Here is a 14,087-nt window from a genome sequence, read left to right as displayed (position 1 = left end):
CTTACGGGTAGGTGAGATCAATCTCGTTGGGTCCCGCTTTAACTTCAACTTGCTTTTTCTCTTCGAGGTATTCCTGCGGAATCTCTGATCCGCCGGTGTTCATCAGATCGTCGCTTTCATCGTTCGGCATCGCGCTGGCCGGGCTGATGCTGACTGCGTGAGAACCAACTTTGGCTCCCATTTCTGACGAACTGTAGACGAGTTCGTAATGACCGCTGGAATCTGTTTGGCCGGTTGAAGAGCGGCCTCCATCGGCAGGGGTGAAGAGCACTGTTACACCATCGGCGGGCTTGCCGTCGACGGTAACGGTCCCGGAAACACGACCCAGATCGGGCGTGTCACTGCTTCCACCGCAACCGCAGAGCATGAGTGTTGTGGAAAGAACGCAGAGACTGCGCAACATCGTTTTCATTCTCGAGAGGCTTTCTCTTCGTGTGAGTTTATGAGCATAACTCAGACAACCGGTGAGGGAGAGAATCTCTCTTCCCACACCGGTTTCGGGTCTGATTTAGAATTCACCAACAACCTGACCGTCGTTGCGGGCCAGAAGTTGTTCGAACGTCGAATTGTTGAACGATCCCGCTGTACCGGCGTCGGTGTAGGTGTGATCAATGTTCTCGGAAATGAATCGGACAGAACCATCGCAGAGAACAAACTGAGCTCCACCCTGATGCCGGCTGCTGAAGACGTAAGCACACCAGCCGTGAGCAAAGTTGATCGGATGAGCTCCTGAAGCCAGGTTCTGACGAATCGTCAGCTGCTCGTTTCGGTGATCGGTTCCAAACGCGACGCCCGCATTACAGTTGAAGGTCGTTCCAGCCGGATTGTTCAGCTGCCAGGCGCGTTCACCCAGAGCGATCGTGTTGCTCGTACCGTCGGTGATATCCCGGAACTTCATGTTCGAGTTCCGCCAGAAAATACCGGTCGGATCGTGATTCGCTCCTGGCGGTGCCCAGGCACCACTCTGGCTTCGCGAGTAACCGGTCAGACGGCCACCGGAGTGCCATTTGTGACTTGTGTTGTTCCCGACATAGTTACTAGTGGCAACATCGACGAAATCAGCCGGCCCCCGACGCAGACGGTGGGCAGTGTTGATCGCCGGAGCGGTGTCCGAGGGACAACGATACGAGGAGATGCCTTCCTGCATCAACGCCAGCGAGGTCGAGCCCGCAGCCAGTGATGGAGTCAACCGATTTGGGCCGATGCCCAGAGCATCCGACAGAGCGCTCTGTTCCATGTAAGGAAGGATGAAGGCACCCCAGCCCCAGGAGGACCCTTCTCCGTTGTAATCAGGCGTTCCGCCGCCCGTGGTGTCCTGCAGGACGTAGCCGGGAGGAAAGACGGAATGCGTGTCATGGTAATTGTGAAGTGCCAATCCCATCTGCTTGAGATTGTTCTTGCAGCTGCTGCGGCGAGCGGCTTCGCGAGCCTGCTGAACGGCCGGCAGAAGCAATGCCACCAGAATCGCAATGATCGCGATGACGACCAGTAGTTCGATGAGTGTGAACGCGGTGCGTCGCGCTCGAAGAGACGTCAGCATGATGTTACCTTCAGGATAAGAGAAAAAACCTGTCGTCGGCGGAATGGCCGGCAGAAAACGCGCTCAAAGCGCAACTATGGCAGCTGGAATCGCTGCATTTATTCATCAAGAGATGCAAGTATGTGTATGTAGGGTCGGTTCTGCAATCGCCGAAACTGTATTTTTTTGTAGACAAGCGCAAAGGATTGCGTTTTCACCAGTCTGTCCACGCGACACTCGTTTACAAAGTAGTACAAAATGATAATGGCCACGCGAACACAACTGTGTCCGCGTGGCCATTGCGTTTCGGCCCTTTGAGCAGCGTTAGTTCAGCAGCGTCGCCTGGCCCTGGGAGCCGGGGACTTCGATCAGCTCGGCTCGGATCGGAGCGTTCTTGCGGGCGCCCGGATCTGCGGCGATGGTCACCCGATGCTTGCCGACGGGCAGTTCCGGATGCAGGTGCGGCTGCACGCCGACTTCCTCCTCGTCGATCCAGATCCGCAGTCCGGTCGGGTTCTCGATCTTCAGGCCAATCACACCCGGCTGGATGACATCGATCTCGAAGCGGGCGATCGACAGCGTCGCTCCATCGATATTCCGCATGTTCACCAGCGGCTGCAGTCGCAGCCCGCCATCGACATGGCTGTAATGCGTGGTCCACGAAAGTTGACTGTCGTCGGTCGTGGCCAGCTGAATGCCCGCGTGCCGGATCGCGTCGTTGATCCCGCGGATATTCCCTTCCGGATTGATGACCTGCCAGGTCCGCACCATCTGCTGCTTCGAGACGACCAGTTCGCCCGTCTTCCCCAGAGCGGAAAGGAAGCGGACCAGATCGATCAGTTCATCGCGGCGGAGCTTGCTGACCAGATCGGCCGGCATCAGCGAGACCGTCGAGTTCTTCCGCAGTTCGATATCTTCGGTCGGGACGACGTGAATCTTCCCCTCGGCATCACGAAGATGAATCTCGTCCTGATTCTCCAGCACGGGCACGCCGGCCAGGACGATGCCGTCGATCGTGACGACCTGAATCGAGTGGTAACCTTCCTTGATCTTCTTGCTCGGATTGATCAGCGATTCGACCAGATAGTCGACCGGAGCACTTGCTCCGATGCTCGACAGATCGGGACCAACCTTGCCGCCCGCGCCGCCTACGGCGTGACACTTGATGCAAAGCAGCTTCTCACGGCGATAAATCTCTTCGCCCCGATGAGCATCGCCCGTCTTGACGATCGCCTGCACGAGTTCCTGCATCTCTTCCGGGGAGAGCTCTTTCTCAAGCGGATCGATGCCTCCCGCTTTCTGAATCGCGGCGACCAGTCCCGGATTCTGCTGCGGCAGACTGGTGGCACGACGCACAGCTGCGGTCGCTACGCCGGCGGGCCACTTCGCACCTTTCAGAGCCTGAGCCAGATGTCCCGGACCATCGCGACGCTGGAGCAGCGGGCCGAGAATCGTATCGACCCGGGCAGCCGAGCCTTCTTCGCTGAGAGCAGCCACGGCGGCTTCGGCGGCGAGCTTCACGTTCATCGACAGCAGGGCTTCAATCCCGGCGACCTGCAGCTTGGGCATCGATTCGCCACGGGCCACAGCCAGCAGATAATCGCGGCTGTCGGTCCCGCCGAGCAGAGCGAGCGACTGCAGAGCAATCCCCCGCCGAGCCGCCGACTCGGTTTCGTTCTCGGCAATCGCCTTGAGATTCGGGCGAGCCGTTTCAATCTTCCAGAGTCCGGCCAGTCGTGTGGCGAACCAGCGAACCTGCGAGTCCTTCGCATCGAGCAGGGGAATCAACTCGGTCAGCGATTCACTCGGCTGGGCTTTCCGCCGGAGTGCGGTTTGTGCGAGGGCTTCCAGAATGGCGGCCCGGTGCCGGTTGTTCTCATCGAGAGCGAGCTTCCAGAGTTCGGTCAGCTCGCCGACATTGCCCCGTTCGGAAACGAGCTGCAGCACTTCGCCCGTCAGATTGTCGGGGATCTGTCCCTGTTCCCACATCTTCACAACAGGCGCGACAACGGCTGCTGAGCGAGAGGCCTGGGCAATCGTGAGAATGGTTCGCGGGTTGTCGCCGAAGAAGCCTGGATCTTCCACGAACAGCGGCAGCCAGATCTCTTCAGTCGTGCGGAACGTCTGCCAGAGGGAGAACTCCAGAAAGCGATCGTTCGCCGGATCCACAGCCGTGGAGGCGAGCTTGAGCGACGTCGGCGTCGCCTGATGTCGCAACGCATGCACGGCTTCCAGACGCACCTGCGGATGCGAGTCAGCAATCGCGGTCTTAAAGATGCCGACCGCCAGCGGGTTGTCAGTCCATTGAGCGGCGACGCGAACCGCAGCCGAGCGCACCCGGTAATCGTCGTGCGTGAGCATCAGCTCGGCCATTCGCAGCGCTTCTTCCGTGCCGGACCAGTCTTCGGCCAGCCACATCCGCGAAAGAGCCAGCTGCGATTCGACCTCGGGATCGGTATTCGATTTGGCAGCCGTGTCGATGGCCTGGAAGACTTCGTTGCGATCCGCCTTCGACAGTTCATAGCGAGCCATGTCGCGATACCATTTCTGGTCGCTGTTGAGCATGGTGACCAGTTCCGGCACAGAGGCATCGGCCGGCAGCAGTTGACGCCCCGGCGCGTTGTCTTTCACGGAGATCCGCCAGATGCGGCCGTGTTCGTGATCGCGGCGTTCATCGCGGAAATCGACCTCGCCGTGCTGAATGATCGGGTTGTACCAGTCGGCGACATAGATGGCTCCATCCGGGCCCATGAGAATGTCGACCGGACGGAACGAGATGTAGTTCGACGTCATCAGGTTGTCGGCCTGACGCGAAATGTACCCGCTGCCCGATTCCGAAAGCTCGAAGCTGTTGATGCGGTTGCCCCGGAAATCGTTGGTCACAAAGCGACCCGACCAGCCTTCCGGCAGGTGATCGCCGGCGAGGATTTCGAGGCCGCAATGCTTCGGCTGACCGGGGTTGAGTCCACGGACGATCCGCTCGGCATTGTGCGCGGTCAGCATGACGACATCCGGGAAGACGTAGTGAATCCCCTCGCCGCCGGCTCCGTCGGTTTCAAACGCCTGTCCGTAGGAATCGAACGCGAGTCCCCAGGGGTTGACCAGTCCACGGCAGAAGACTTCCAGCTCGAGCGATGTCGAGTCGAACTTCCACGTTCCGCCGGCGAGCAGGCGTTTCACCCCGTACGGCGTTTCGATGTGGCTGTGCGTGTAGATCGACTGGTTGAAGTAGATATGCCCGGCCGGTCCCCGTTTGAGCGTATGAATAATGTGGTGCGTATCTTCGGTGCCGAACCCGCTGAGAACGATGCGCCGCTCATCAGCTTTGCCGTCGCCATCGGTATCCTTCAGATGCAGCAGTTCGGTCGAGTTTCCGACATACACGCCGCCATCGCCGGGGAGAATCGCGGTCGGCATCAGCAGGCCATCGGCGAAAACGGTCGACTTATCGGCGACGCCATCGTCGTCGGTGTCTTCAAGCAGAATGATCTTGTCGTTGGCATCCTGCCCCGGCTTCACGTGCGGATACGTTTCGCTGGTCGCGACCCAAAGGCGTCCCTGGGAATCCCAGTTCATCTGAATCGGCTTGGCGATCATCGGCTCGGAAGCAAAGAGGTTGACCTCAAAGCCTTCGGCTACCTGAAACGACGCCTGTTCCTTGGTCGGATCGGTATCGGGAACTTCGGTCAGACTTCGCTGGGCCAGAACAGGACTCGCGGCGACGAGAGTCGTCAGCAGCACGGTCCAGGAAAGAAAATAATGGTGCATGAGTCACCTGTTGATTTCGGTAGGAATTGTTCAAACAAAAACTTCCCTGGCCTCTTCGGGGGAAGGGCCGGGGTGCGGGGAAAGCGGGTTCCCTGCTTTGTGGGGCGTGGAAAGAAACCTAGTTCGCCGGCCCCCAGTTGCGGATCAGTTCATCGGCGGCTTTCTGCACGGCCTGATCCTGTTCCTGAACCAGCGGGTCGAATTCGAGAATCTCTTTCGCGTTCTGTCCCTGTTCGTGCTTGCGGAAACCACGAAGGTACGTTTCGTTCTGCGGGCGGAAGCGGTGGAAGAAAAGCTCGTTCTTCCAGAGGATCGCTTCATACGCCGGTCGGGCAGCGGCGGCGAACTGCGAGTCTCGCAGCAGTGGCTCGCCATCTCGAATGAGCGAGGTGCCGAGCGATCGGGCAAGAATCTCTCCGACAGCGATGTAGCCGTCGCGGTTTAGATGAATGCCGTTTTCGGTGAGGCGGTCGACGTCCATCTCGTTCCGCAGCGTCTGCATCGGTTCGAGCAGATCGACGTAGGTGCAGTTCTGCTTTTCACAGAGTGTACGAATCGAATCGCTGTAGAGGCGGCGGTTCTTGTTGAGTTGTTCGATCTGTTCGGGAGACTGCACGACTGGTTCGAGCGGCGTCGGGCCGAGGACGACAAGGCGACGACCGTCCGCGGAAAGATCTTTCAGCAGCTTCGAGTAGTTCCCGAGAAACTCGGTCAGTCCGGCTTCCCCGGCAAAGGCGGCGTTGTGTCCGTAGCTGACGATGAGCACGGTTGGCTTCGTCAAACCGATATACTCCTGCAGATGAGCATAGCCTGCCTGAACTGGCCCGAAGTAAGCGCGAGACTCACCAAGCACATTATCGCCCGACCAGCCGAGGTTTCGGACGGTGAAATCGACATTTGGAGCGGCCAGTCGCAGCGACATCTCGACGACGCCGTGAGCGTTCTCCCGCTCGATGAACGTGCTGCCGAGCAGAACAACACGGTCGCCATCTTTCAGCTGCCAGTTGGCGTCCGCTGCTTCCGAGACGTGGGGAATTCCGAGCGTAATCGCCAGGAGGGCCAGACAGCAGAGCCGGCGGGCGCTGCGAGCCGGCGGGATTTCGCAAAGTTGCACAATATGCCTCCGTTGAGGGACGGATCAAAATCGAGTGATGAAGTCGCAGACAGTATGCCGTGCGGAGGCGGTCAGATCAATCGGCTCGGATTGGTGGGGAACGCCGGCTGCATTCCGGTGGCGCTCTGTTCATATTCTGGGGGTCTCTGGTAGAGTCAGCGGGGAAAACTTCTATTAATGGCGGGTCAGCCCGTTTGGGCTGGTCGAAAGTGATGAATTCAACACAGACAATTGTCGATGCCGTCTACCGGGAGGAGTCGCGGCGAGTCTTCGCGACACTCGTGCGACTCCTGGGAGACTTCGATCTGGCTGAAGAAGCGATGCACGATGCCTTCGCCACGGCTGTCGAACGCTGGGAGACCGATGGCGTCCCGGAGAACAAGGTCGCCTGGCTGGTCTCGACGGCTCGCTTCAAGGGCATCGACGTCATCCGCCGCCGCAGCCGGTTCGATGCTTCCCTGCAGGAACTGGGACGAAAGTTCGAAGCTGAGGAACAGAAACGCGGGCAGTCGGAAGCGACCGTCGTGGAAGACGACCGGCTGCGGCTCATCTTCACCTGTTGTCATCCGGCGCTCGCCATCGAAACGCAGATCGCTCTGACGCTACGCGAAGTTTGCGGACTGACGACCGAAGAAGTCGCGAGTGCCTTTTTGATCGCCGCCCCGACGATGGCCCAGCGGATTGTGCGGGCGAAGTCGAAAATTCGCGATGCCGGGATTCCGTATGAAGTTCCGGAACTCGATGAGATGCCCGAGCGGCTCGATGCCGTGCTCACGGTGATCTATCTCATCTTCAATGAAGGCTACTCGGCGTCCTCCGGCGAGGCGGTCACGAGAGCGGATCTTTCCGCCGAAGCCATTCGCCTGACGCGGCTGTTGCGAGACCTGTTGCCCGATCCGGAGACCAGCGGCTTGCTGGCTCTGCTGTTGCTTCAAGAATCGCGACGGCTGGCTCGCACGACTTCGGATGGCGACATCGTTCTGCTTGAAGACCAGGATCGGACACTCTGGAATCACGAGCAGATTCAGGAGGGACTGCAGCTGGTTCAGGAGTCGCTGGCCACGCGTCGCTTCGGGGCCTACACCATTCAGGCCGCCATCGCGGCCGTGCATGCGGAAGCCCGTTCCGCCGTGGAAACCGACTGGCCTCAGATCGTCGCTTTCTACGATCTGCTGTTGCAGTTGGAGCCGAGTCCGGTGGTGCATCTGAATCGAGCCGTGGCGGTCGCCATGCGCGATGGCCCGGAAGCTGGTGTCAGGCTAATCGACGAGATCCTCAGCGGCGGCGAACTGCAGCAGTATCATCTGGCACACGCCGCTCGCGCGGACTTGTGCCGCCGTCTCGGCTGGACGGAGGAAGCCCGGGTCTCTTACCAGCGTGGACTGGAACTGACCCGCCAGGAACCAGAACGCCGCTTCCTGCAAAAGCGACTCGATGAGCTCGCGTTGAGTAAGTCATAGAGTGCCCGTGTCCGCCTGTCGAAGATTCAGGTCTGCGGGCCCGTGCGGCCTTTGTGCGTTGTGACTTTCTGGATCTGACCGTCGGCGTCGTAGGATCGCCATTCGCCGACTTTCCGACCTTCAAGGAACTGGCCTTCGTCCATGAGCACACCATTAATGTGGTAGCGACGCCAGAGTCCGGTTTTGCGGCCCGCGGAATCAAATGACCCGGACTGCAACAGCAATCCGTTTTCTCGATACCAGATCCATTCGTCGATCAGCTGGCCGCGATCGTACTTGCCGAGCGCCTTGAGGTTGCCGTTGTGGTAGTAGTATTTCCAGTCGCCCGTCTTCACTCCGTTGAGGTAGGCTCCTACCCCGGAAACCGATCCATCTTTGAAAGTCTCGATGTGGTTTCCACTTTTGAGATTTCCGTTCTCATCAAACCCGCTCAGGTCTTTTTTCATGAACCGTCTCAGACAGCCTCAGGAACCGACAACGTCGGCGTCCGGACCATTCCGGAGGACGCGATTCCTGATTTGCTATCAATCTAGCAGATTTCCGGTAAACGCAATCCATAAGTCCCCCGAGAACGCCGGAACACATTGCCGGATCAGGTTTTGAGACGGGTCGTCGATTTTGGGAAAATTTGTAAACGGCCTGTCGAATCGCGCCTGCGGGAATCGACTAACTCCTGAAGCCACGAAACTGACACTTGCATTGGAGAACACGATGAGATTTGTCTGCCTGGGATACCTCGATGCGGAACGTTATGAGGGACTTTCGGAGTCCGAACGACAGGCCGCGATGGAGGAGTGCTTCGCCTACGACGAGGAACTTCGACGTGGAGGGCATTTTCTCGACGGGGAAGCTCTCCAGGGCAGCGAGTCAGCCGCCACGTTGACGGTCAACAACGGACGAGTCGTTGTGAAAGATGGCCCCTATGCCGAGACGAAAGAACAACTCGGAGGGATTCTGTTTCTCGAAGCTCGGGATCTGAATCACGCCATCACATTGATGTCGAAGCATCCCGGCGTGCGAATGGGGCCGTTCGAAATTCGACCCGCTGATGAAACCATCAACGCCCGCGTGAAGCGGACGGAACCTCTCGGCTCCTGAACCCGGACGCTAACTGTCAGCATTTGACCGATCATAGAGCCGTTCGAGAGAATCAACTGCTGTGGACAACATTCCCCTCCCCCGCGGTGCAGAAATCTCCGCGACGGAGAACTCCTTAAAGGAAGCCATTCATGAAATACATGCTATTAATCTACGGTGCCGAAGATGCATGGACGGAAGACGAGCGAGAAGCGTGTATGTCCGAATCTCGCGATCTGTGCCACGAACTGGCCGAGAAAGGGCAGTTCATGGCTGCCGCTCCTCTGCATTCCGTTTCGATGGCCACCAGTCTGCGGGTCCGTGAGGGGAAGCGGCTGATCACCGATGGGCCATTCGCTGAAACGACCGAGCAACTCGGCGGCTACTACCTGATCGATGTCGAGAACCTCGACGAAGCCATCAAGGTCGCTGGTCGCATTCCCGCAGCAAGCAAGGGGACGGTCGAGATTCGTCCCGTCGTGGCTCTCCCGGACATGCCGGAGACGAATGGATGAGTTTCCCCGGCGAAGTCGTGATCTCCGGTTTCGTGTCTGCTCCGGTGCGGATGATGGCGTCCATGGTGATTCCAGCGTCTCTTCTGTTGTTGGTGCCCAAATGTCCGGTTTGTTTCGCCGCCTGGCTGGCTGCACTGGCAGGGATCGGGATCTCATTTACAACAGCGTGGTATCTGAGAATGAGTGTGATCGGGTTCTGCACAGTCTGGATCGGAGTCCTGCTATTCGTCGTCGTTCGTCGCTGGTGTCACCCATCCACTCGAGTAGAACCGTCTGGGCGAGCCGAATTTGTTCAACTGAAAGGGAAATGATCATGTCTGCTACCGCACATCCGGAAATCGTTTCGCAAGAACAGTGGCTTGAGCGTCGCAAACAATTGCTGGTCGAAGAGAAGGAACTGACGAAACATTACGACCGTGTGACGGCCCGTCGGCGACGGTTGCCGATGGTCCTTCTGGAGAAGGAATATTCATTCCAGGGAGCCGAGGGGCCGGTCAGCCTGATTGACTTGTTCGATGGTCACCGACAGCTGATTGTCTACCACTTCATGTTCGATCCCGAATGGGACATGGGTTGTTCAGGATGCACGATGTTCGTGAACGCTCTGGCGGATTTGTCGATGCTGGGCGAACGTGACACAGCATTCGTGCTGATTTCTCGAGCCCCGTTCGAGAAGCTGGAGGCGTATCGAAAGGAGCGGGATTGGAACCGACGCTGGGTCTCATCGTTCGGCAGCGATTTCAACTACGACTTTCACGTGACCCAGGACCGCACGGTCGTTCCGCTCGAGTACAACTTCCGCACCGAAGCCGAGCTCGAAACTCGCGCCGATGCAGAGCCGTGGTTTCTGGAAGGAGAGACGCATGGATTAAGTGTCTTCTTCCAGCTCGATAGGCAGGTGTATCACACCTATTCGACCTATGGACGAGGCTGCGAAAGTTTGACCGATTCCTATCGCCTGCTCGATACAACGCCCTTCGGGCGGCAGGAAGATTTCGAAGATTCTCCGACTGGCTGGCCGCAACATCCCACTTACGGTTGATCAATCGATCATCGAACGGCTGCGAACGATCCTCGCAGTGACGCAATCTCGAAGCTTCATATTCTTTTTAAACCCGCCTCGCGATCCGTTCCACGCATCGCCTCCAAGGAGTCTCAATTATGAAAGTTATGGTTATTGTCAAAGCGTCGCCGGAATCGGAAGCCGGTGAGATGCCCAGCGAGCAGTTGCTGACTGAGATGGGCAACTTCAACGAAGAACTCGTCAATGCCGGCGTCATGGAATTTGGGGAAGGGCTGCACCCCAGTTCCCGGGGCAAACGGATCGAGTTCTCCGGGAAAGAGCGCATCGTGATCGACGGCCCGTTCGCGGAAACCAAAGAGTTGATCGCCGGCTTCTGGATCTGGAATGTCAAATCGATGGACGAAGCGGTTGAGTGGGCGAAGAAATGCCCGAACCCGCACGAGTCGGGCGGCACCCTGGAGATTCGCTCCTTCTACACAGCGGAGGACTTCGGCGAAGTCTTCACGCCCGAAGCACGTGAACAGGAGGCCTCGCTGCGGGCCCAGATGATGGGACTCGGACCGGTGCGATTCGAACGTAGCGGGGACCTGAAGATCGTTGGTCTGCAGAAGTCATACACGGCGGAGAGTCGCAATCAGATTCCTCAACTCTGGCAGCAGTTCGCTCCTTCGATTGGCCAGATCCCCGGTCAGCAGGGGATGGTCGCGTATGGAGTCTGTCTCCATGCGAAGCCGGACTGCTCGTTCGATTACCTGGCCGGAGTTGGCGTCGAGAAAAATGCCAACGTGGCTGATGAGCAGGCATCGGTCGAACTGCCCGATCGGCGATACGTGGTCTTCGAGCACACCGAGCATGTCTCCAAACTGCCCGAGGCGATTGAAACGATCTGGAGCAAATGGATCCCGGAATCCGGCCTCAATGTCAGCACCGACGCTCCCTGCTTCGAACGCTACACCGAAGAGTACGATCCAGAAGCCGGACAGGGCGGAACGGAAATCTGGATTCCCCTCGTCGAGTAACGGTGTCGACGACAACAGCCCACTTATCGACGTCTCCCACGTAGCAACAGCATTCTCTCAGGAGCAGATCATGTCTCGCAAATTGTTTGTCAATCTCCCGGTCCGCGACCTGAAAACGTCGATGGCCTTCTTCGAGAAACTCGGCTTCTCGTTCAACCCGCAGTTCACGGATGACTCCGCCGCCTGCATGGTGATCAGCGAGGAAAACTTCGCCATGCTGTTGTCGCACGAACGGCTCAAGGACTTCACGCCGAAGGCGATCGCCGACGCCACGAAGACCACTGAAGTGCTCGTTGCCATCAGTTGCGAGAACCGCGACGTGGTCGATGCCATGGTGCATGCCGCGATCGAGAACGGCGGTTCCGCCCTCCGCGAAGCGAGCGACTACGGCTTCATGTACGCTCATAGCTTTCAGGACCCGGACGGCCACATCTGGGAACCGTTCTGGATGGATCCGGATCGCGTGCAGGGGTAACAGGACATGGCACCCGGCGCTGAGCGCAGTTTCCACTCGTGGCGGCGGCATCCTGCCGTCGCTGCAGAATGTCTACTTCTTCTCGAAGGTCTCGAAGAGCCCCTTGGAGAGAAGGGGCAGTACGGCGGTGGCGTCGCAGTAGACTTCGGCGAAGCGGCCGCCTTCGTGAGGTGGGACGAACTTGCCCCAGCTGACCCCTTCGGAGTACGTGCAGCCGGACAGTCCACCCCAGTGCACTGGCTCCGGACAGATGCGAACGCCGTACTTGAATCGAGGAGCGGTCAGGTCGGTGCCAACGCGGGCGTTGGTGATGTCGATGTAGGGGCCCACCTGTTGAGCCCAGTTGCGGGGCACGCCGCCACCAATCGTGAAGATACCGACCGTTTCACTCGCCTGAATGAAGCGGGCGTACTCCTGCAAATCGTAGAAGGGGTTGAACGGTGCGATCGCCTGGAGCACTTCTTCGGAGTTGAGCGAAGCGACGTCCTTGCCGGTTTTCGCAAGCGCGTTTTTCATCGCCCAGGTGGAAACATCGAGACCGATTTCGCTGTCGGAAAAGGCCGGAATGAAGACGGGAACATTCCGCTGGTACGCACTGCGAAGAATCCCCGGACCTTCATCGAGGCGATCAAGTTCCGCTCCCAGCGCCCGGCAGAGACGAGCCGATGACCAGACACCGTCTTCAGGCTGCGAATCGTTGAGTACCTTGCGGACAACGACCTCGACGTTGTTGAGGTTCGACTCCATCTCCAGCGTATCGTAGATCCGGTTGTAGCCCTGCTCGTACAGATCTTCATCGGACTTCGTCGGATCGTAGCGGTAGTGGGTCAGGCCGATCGATTCGGTCAGACCGTGAGCCATCAACGCCCCCGTGGCGACAACACAGTCGACGATGCCGCGATCGATCAGCTCGCAGAAAATCTGTCCCTGCTTGGCGACAGTCATGGCCCCGGAGAGGGTCATCACCACTTTGCAGCTCTTGTCGCGGGTCATTTCACTGAGCACATCGAAGGCTTCCCCGAGCTGACGTCCGCCGAATGCGGTTCGCGACATCGCATTCAGGAGTTCGGCGAACGAGTTCGCCTTCTGGACGTTGATCGGTTCGAGCGGCACGAGTCCGTCGCTGCGACCATCGTGAAGCTGACGGTGCTGACCGGGGCAATCGGAATTCATGAGAACGTCTTTCGATCAAAATGGAATACGCCGGGCAGCGTGGAATCGCCCTCGCTTCAGGGCGTCGATTCCGGCTGCTTCACCAGCAGTTCTTCAGGTGTCACCGGGGCGGGTGGTCGAGCGGCTGCTTCGAGGGTAATCGGATGCAGCTTCCGCCGTTCAAGATGGTAGCCCAGGTCGACCAGGCCTGGCAAAAACCGCTGGAGATAATAACCAGCGTAAGCCGAGAGTGTAATCGGAACGAGTCGCCGGTTCTTCTGAATCGCCCGGATCGATTTGCGGGCCACCTTTTCCGGCGTGGTTGTGATCCAGCGGGGCGGCGTTTTCTGCTCGCGGCCGTCCGGTAACATCATCGAATCGAACATCTCGGTCCGCACAAATCCGGGTGCCATCGCCGTGGCGCCCAGGCCATACCGGGCGTACTCGACACGCAGAGCCATCGAGAATCCGAGCAGGCCGTACTTCGAAGCGTGATACATGGTGCTCCGCTGTGTCGGAAACAGACCGTACATACTGGCCATGTTCAAGACATGAGACCGGCGATTCTCCAGGAGCAACGGAATGAAGGCATGCGTCAACCGGACCGGAGCCATGAAGTTCACGGTCAGCAGCTGTTCCCGCTGTTCGATCGACATGTCTTCGGTTCGACCGTAGTAGGCGATGCCGGCATTGTTAACGAGAATCTCCGCGCCACCGAGATCCCGTTTCACGGCGTCGATGACGATCTGCGGAGCATCGGGATCACACAGATCCTGAGCCACCGTCTGGACGAAGATGCCCGCTTTCCGGCAACGTTCGGCAGTTTCTTCGAGCGGCTCGGAGCGGACGTCGATCAGGCAAAGATGGACCTTCTTTGCGGCCAGCTGCAAAGCGAGTTGCTGTCCGATGCCCGAAGCGGCTCCGGTAATCACGGCTCGACTTCTCTCGATATTCCACATACGAA

Annotated in this window: 13 protein-coding genes and 1 pseudogene; 7 read left to right on the top strand and 7 right to left on the bottom strand. The window is 58.6% G+C overall.

The features are described 5' to 3' along the window. Position 1 precedes the first annotated feature (1 nt). The 4 genes from L1A08_RS18440 to L1A08_RS18425 form a co-directional block, all read right to left on the bottom strand. A complete protein-coding gene (locus tag L1A08_RS18440) occupies positions 2 to 412 on the bottom strand; it encodes a carboxypeptidase-like regulatory domain-containing protein (RefSeq protein WP_238757998.1) in 411 nt (136 codons plus the stop codon). Positions 413 to 508: 96 nt separating this feature from the next. Next, the gene (locus L1A08_RS18435) at positions 509 to 1,540 is read right to left on the bottom strand and encodes a DUF1559 domain-containing protein (protein ID WP_238757997.1); all 1,032 of its coding nucleotides are present in this window, start codon (positions 1,538 to 1,540) and stop codon (positions 509 to 511) included. Between the two features lie 303 nt (positions 1,541 to 1,843). Continuing rightward, positions 1,844 to 5,287, bottom strand: coding sequence for a PVC-type heme-binding CxxCH protein (locus L1A08_RS18430; RefSeq protein ID WP_238757996.1), 3,444 nt, complete (start codon positions 5,285 to 5,287; stop codon positions 1,844 to 1,846). A gap of 118 nt (positions 5,288 to 5,405) precedes the next feature. Further along, on the bottom strand, positions 5,406 to 6,401 hold the full coding sequence (locus tag L1A08_RS18425; protein ID WP_238757995.1) for a GDSL-type esterase/lipase family protein: 996 nt from the start codon (positions 6,399 to 6,401) through the stop codon (positions 5,406 to 5,408). A 212-nt stretch (positions 6,402 to 6,613) separates the two neighbouring features. On the opposite strand from L1A08_RS18425, the gene L1A08_RS18420 reads away from it, so the two are divergent. Then, positions 6,614 to 7,861: an RNA polymerase sigma factor gene (locus L1A08_RS18420; protein ID WP_238757994.1), complete on the top strand. Its 1,248-nt coding sequence runs from the start codon at positions 6,614 to 6,616 to the stop codon at positions 7,859 to 7,861. A gap of 26 nt (positions 7,862 to 7,887) precedes the next feature. Here L1A08_RS18420 and L1A08_RS18415 read toward each other — a convergent pair whose 3' ends face one another. Then, positions 7,888 to 8,307: a toxin-antitoxin system YwqK family antitoxin gene (locus L1A08_RS18415; protein ID WP_238757993.1), complete on the bottom strand. Its 420-nt coding sequence runs from the start codon at positions 8,305 to 8,307 to the stop codon at positions 7,888 to 7,890. 265 nt (positions 8,308 to 8,572) lie between these two features. Between L1A08_RS18415 and L1A08_RS18410 the strand changes: the two genes are divergently transcribed. The 6 genes and pseudogenes from L1A08_RS18410 (at position 8,573) to L1A08_RS18390 (ending at position 11,971) form a co-directional block, all read left to right on the top strand. Beyond that, positions 8,573 to 8,959 (top strand): YciI family protein, encoded by a 387-nt coding sequence (locus L1A08_RS18410; protein ID WP_238757992.1) that lies wholly within the window; start codon positions 8,573 to 8,575, stop codon positions 8,957 to 8,959. Between the two features lie 131 nt (positions 8,960 to 9,090). Then, positions 9,091 to 9,453 carry a YciI family protein gene (locus L1A08_RS18405; RefSeq protein ID WP_238757991.1) on the top strand — a complete coding sequence of 121 codons (363 nt, stop codon included), beginning with the start codon at positions 9,091 to 9,093 and terminating at the stop codon, positions 9,451 to 9,453. 313 nt (positions 9,454 to 9,766) lie between these two features. Next, a complete protein-coding gene (locus tag L1A08_RS18400; RefSeq protein WP_238757990.1) occupies positions 9,767 to 10,495 on the top strand; it encodes a DUF899 domain-containing protein in 729 nt (242 codons plus the stop codon). A gap of 119 nt (positions 10,496 to 10,614) precedes the next feature. Further along, positions 10,615 to 11,025: pseudogene (locus tag L1A08_RS23070) on the top strand (YciI family protein); the annotation flags it as partial. Further along, a complete protein-coding gene (locus L1A08_RS23065; RefSeq protein WP_390896922.1) occupies positions 11,023 to 11,496 on the top strand; it encodes a GyrI-like domain-containing protein in 474 nt (157 codons plus the stop codon). The pseudogene L1A08_RS23070 and the gene L1A08_RS23065, both read left to right, overlap by 3 nt. A gap of 70 nt (positions 11,497 to 11,566) precedes the next feature. Further along, complete coding sequence (locus tag L1A08_RS18390; protein ID WP_238757988.1) at positions 11,567 to 11,971, top strand: VOC family protein; 405 nt, start codon at positions 11,567 to 11,569, stop codon at positions 11,969 to 11,971. Positions 11,972 to 12,043: 72 nt separating this feature from the next. Here the strand turns inward: L1A08_RS18390 and L1A08_RS18385 are convergent, their stop codons facing one another. Beyond that, positions 12,044 to 13,144, bottom strand: a complete 1,101-nt coding sequence (locus tag L1A08_RS18385) for a deoxyhypusine synthase family protein (RefSeq protein ID WP_238757987.1) — start codon at positions 13,142 to 13,144, stop codon at positions 12,044 to 12,046. 56 nt (positions 13,145 to 13,200) lie between these two features. Next, on the bottom strand, positions 13,201 to 14,082 hold the full coding sequence (locus L1A08_RS18380; protein WP_238757986.1) for an SDR family NAD(P)-dependent oxidoreductase: 882 nt from the start codon (positions 14,080 to 14,082) through the stop codon (positions 13,201 to 13,203). Positions 14,083 to 14,087 lie beyond the last annotated feature (5 nt).

It is taken from the genome of Rubinisphaera margarita (assembly GCF_022267515.1).
GTDB lineage: Bacteria > Planctomycetota > Planctomycetia > Planctomycetales > Planctomycetaceae > Rubinisphaera > Rubinisphaera margarita.
The sequence above is the reverse complement of the archived record's forward strand: the minus strand, read 5'-3'. Positions and strand labels throughout refer to the sequence as shown.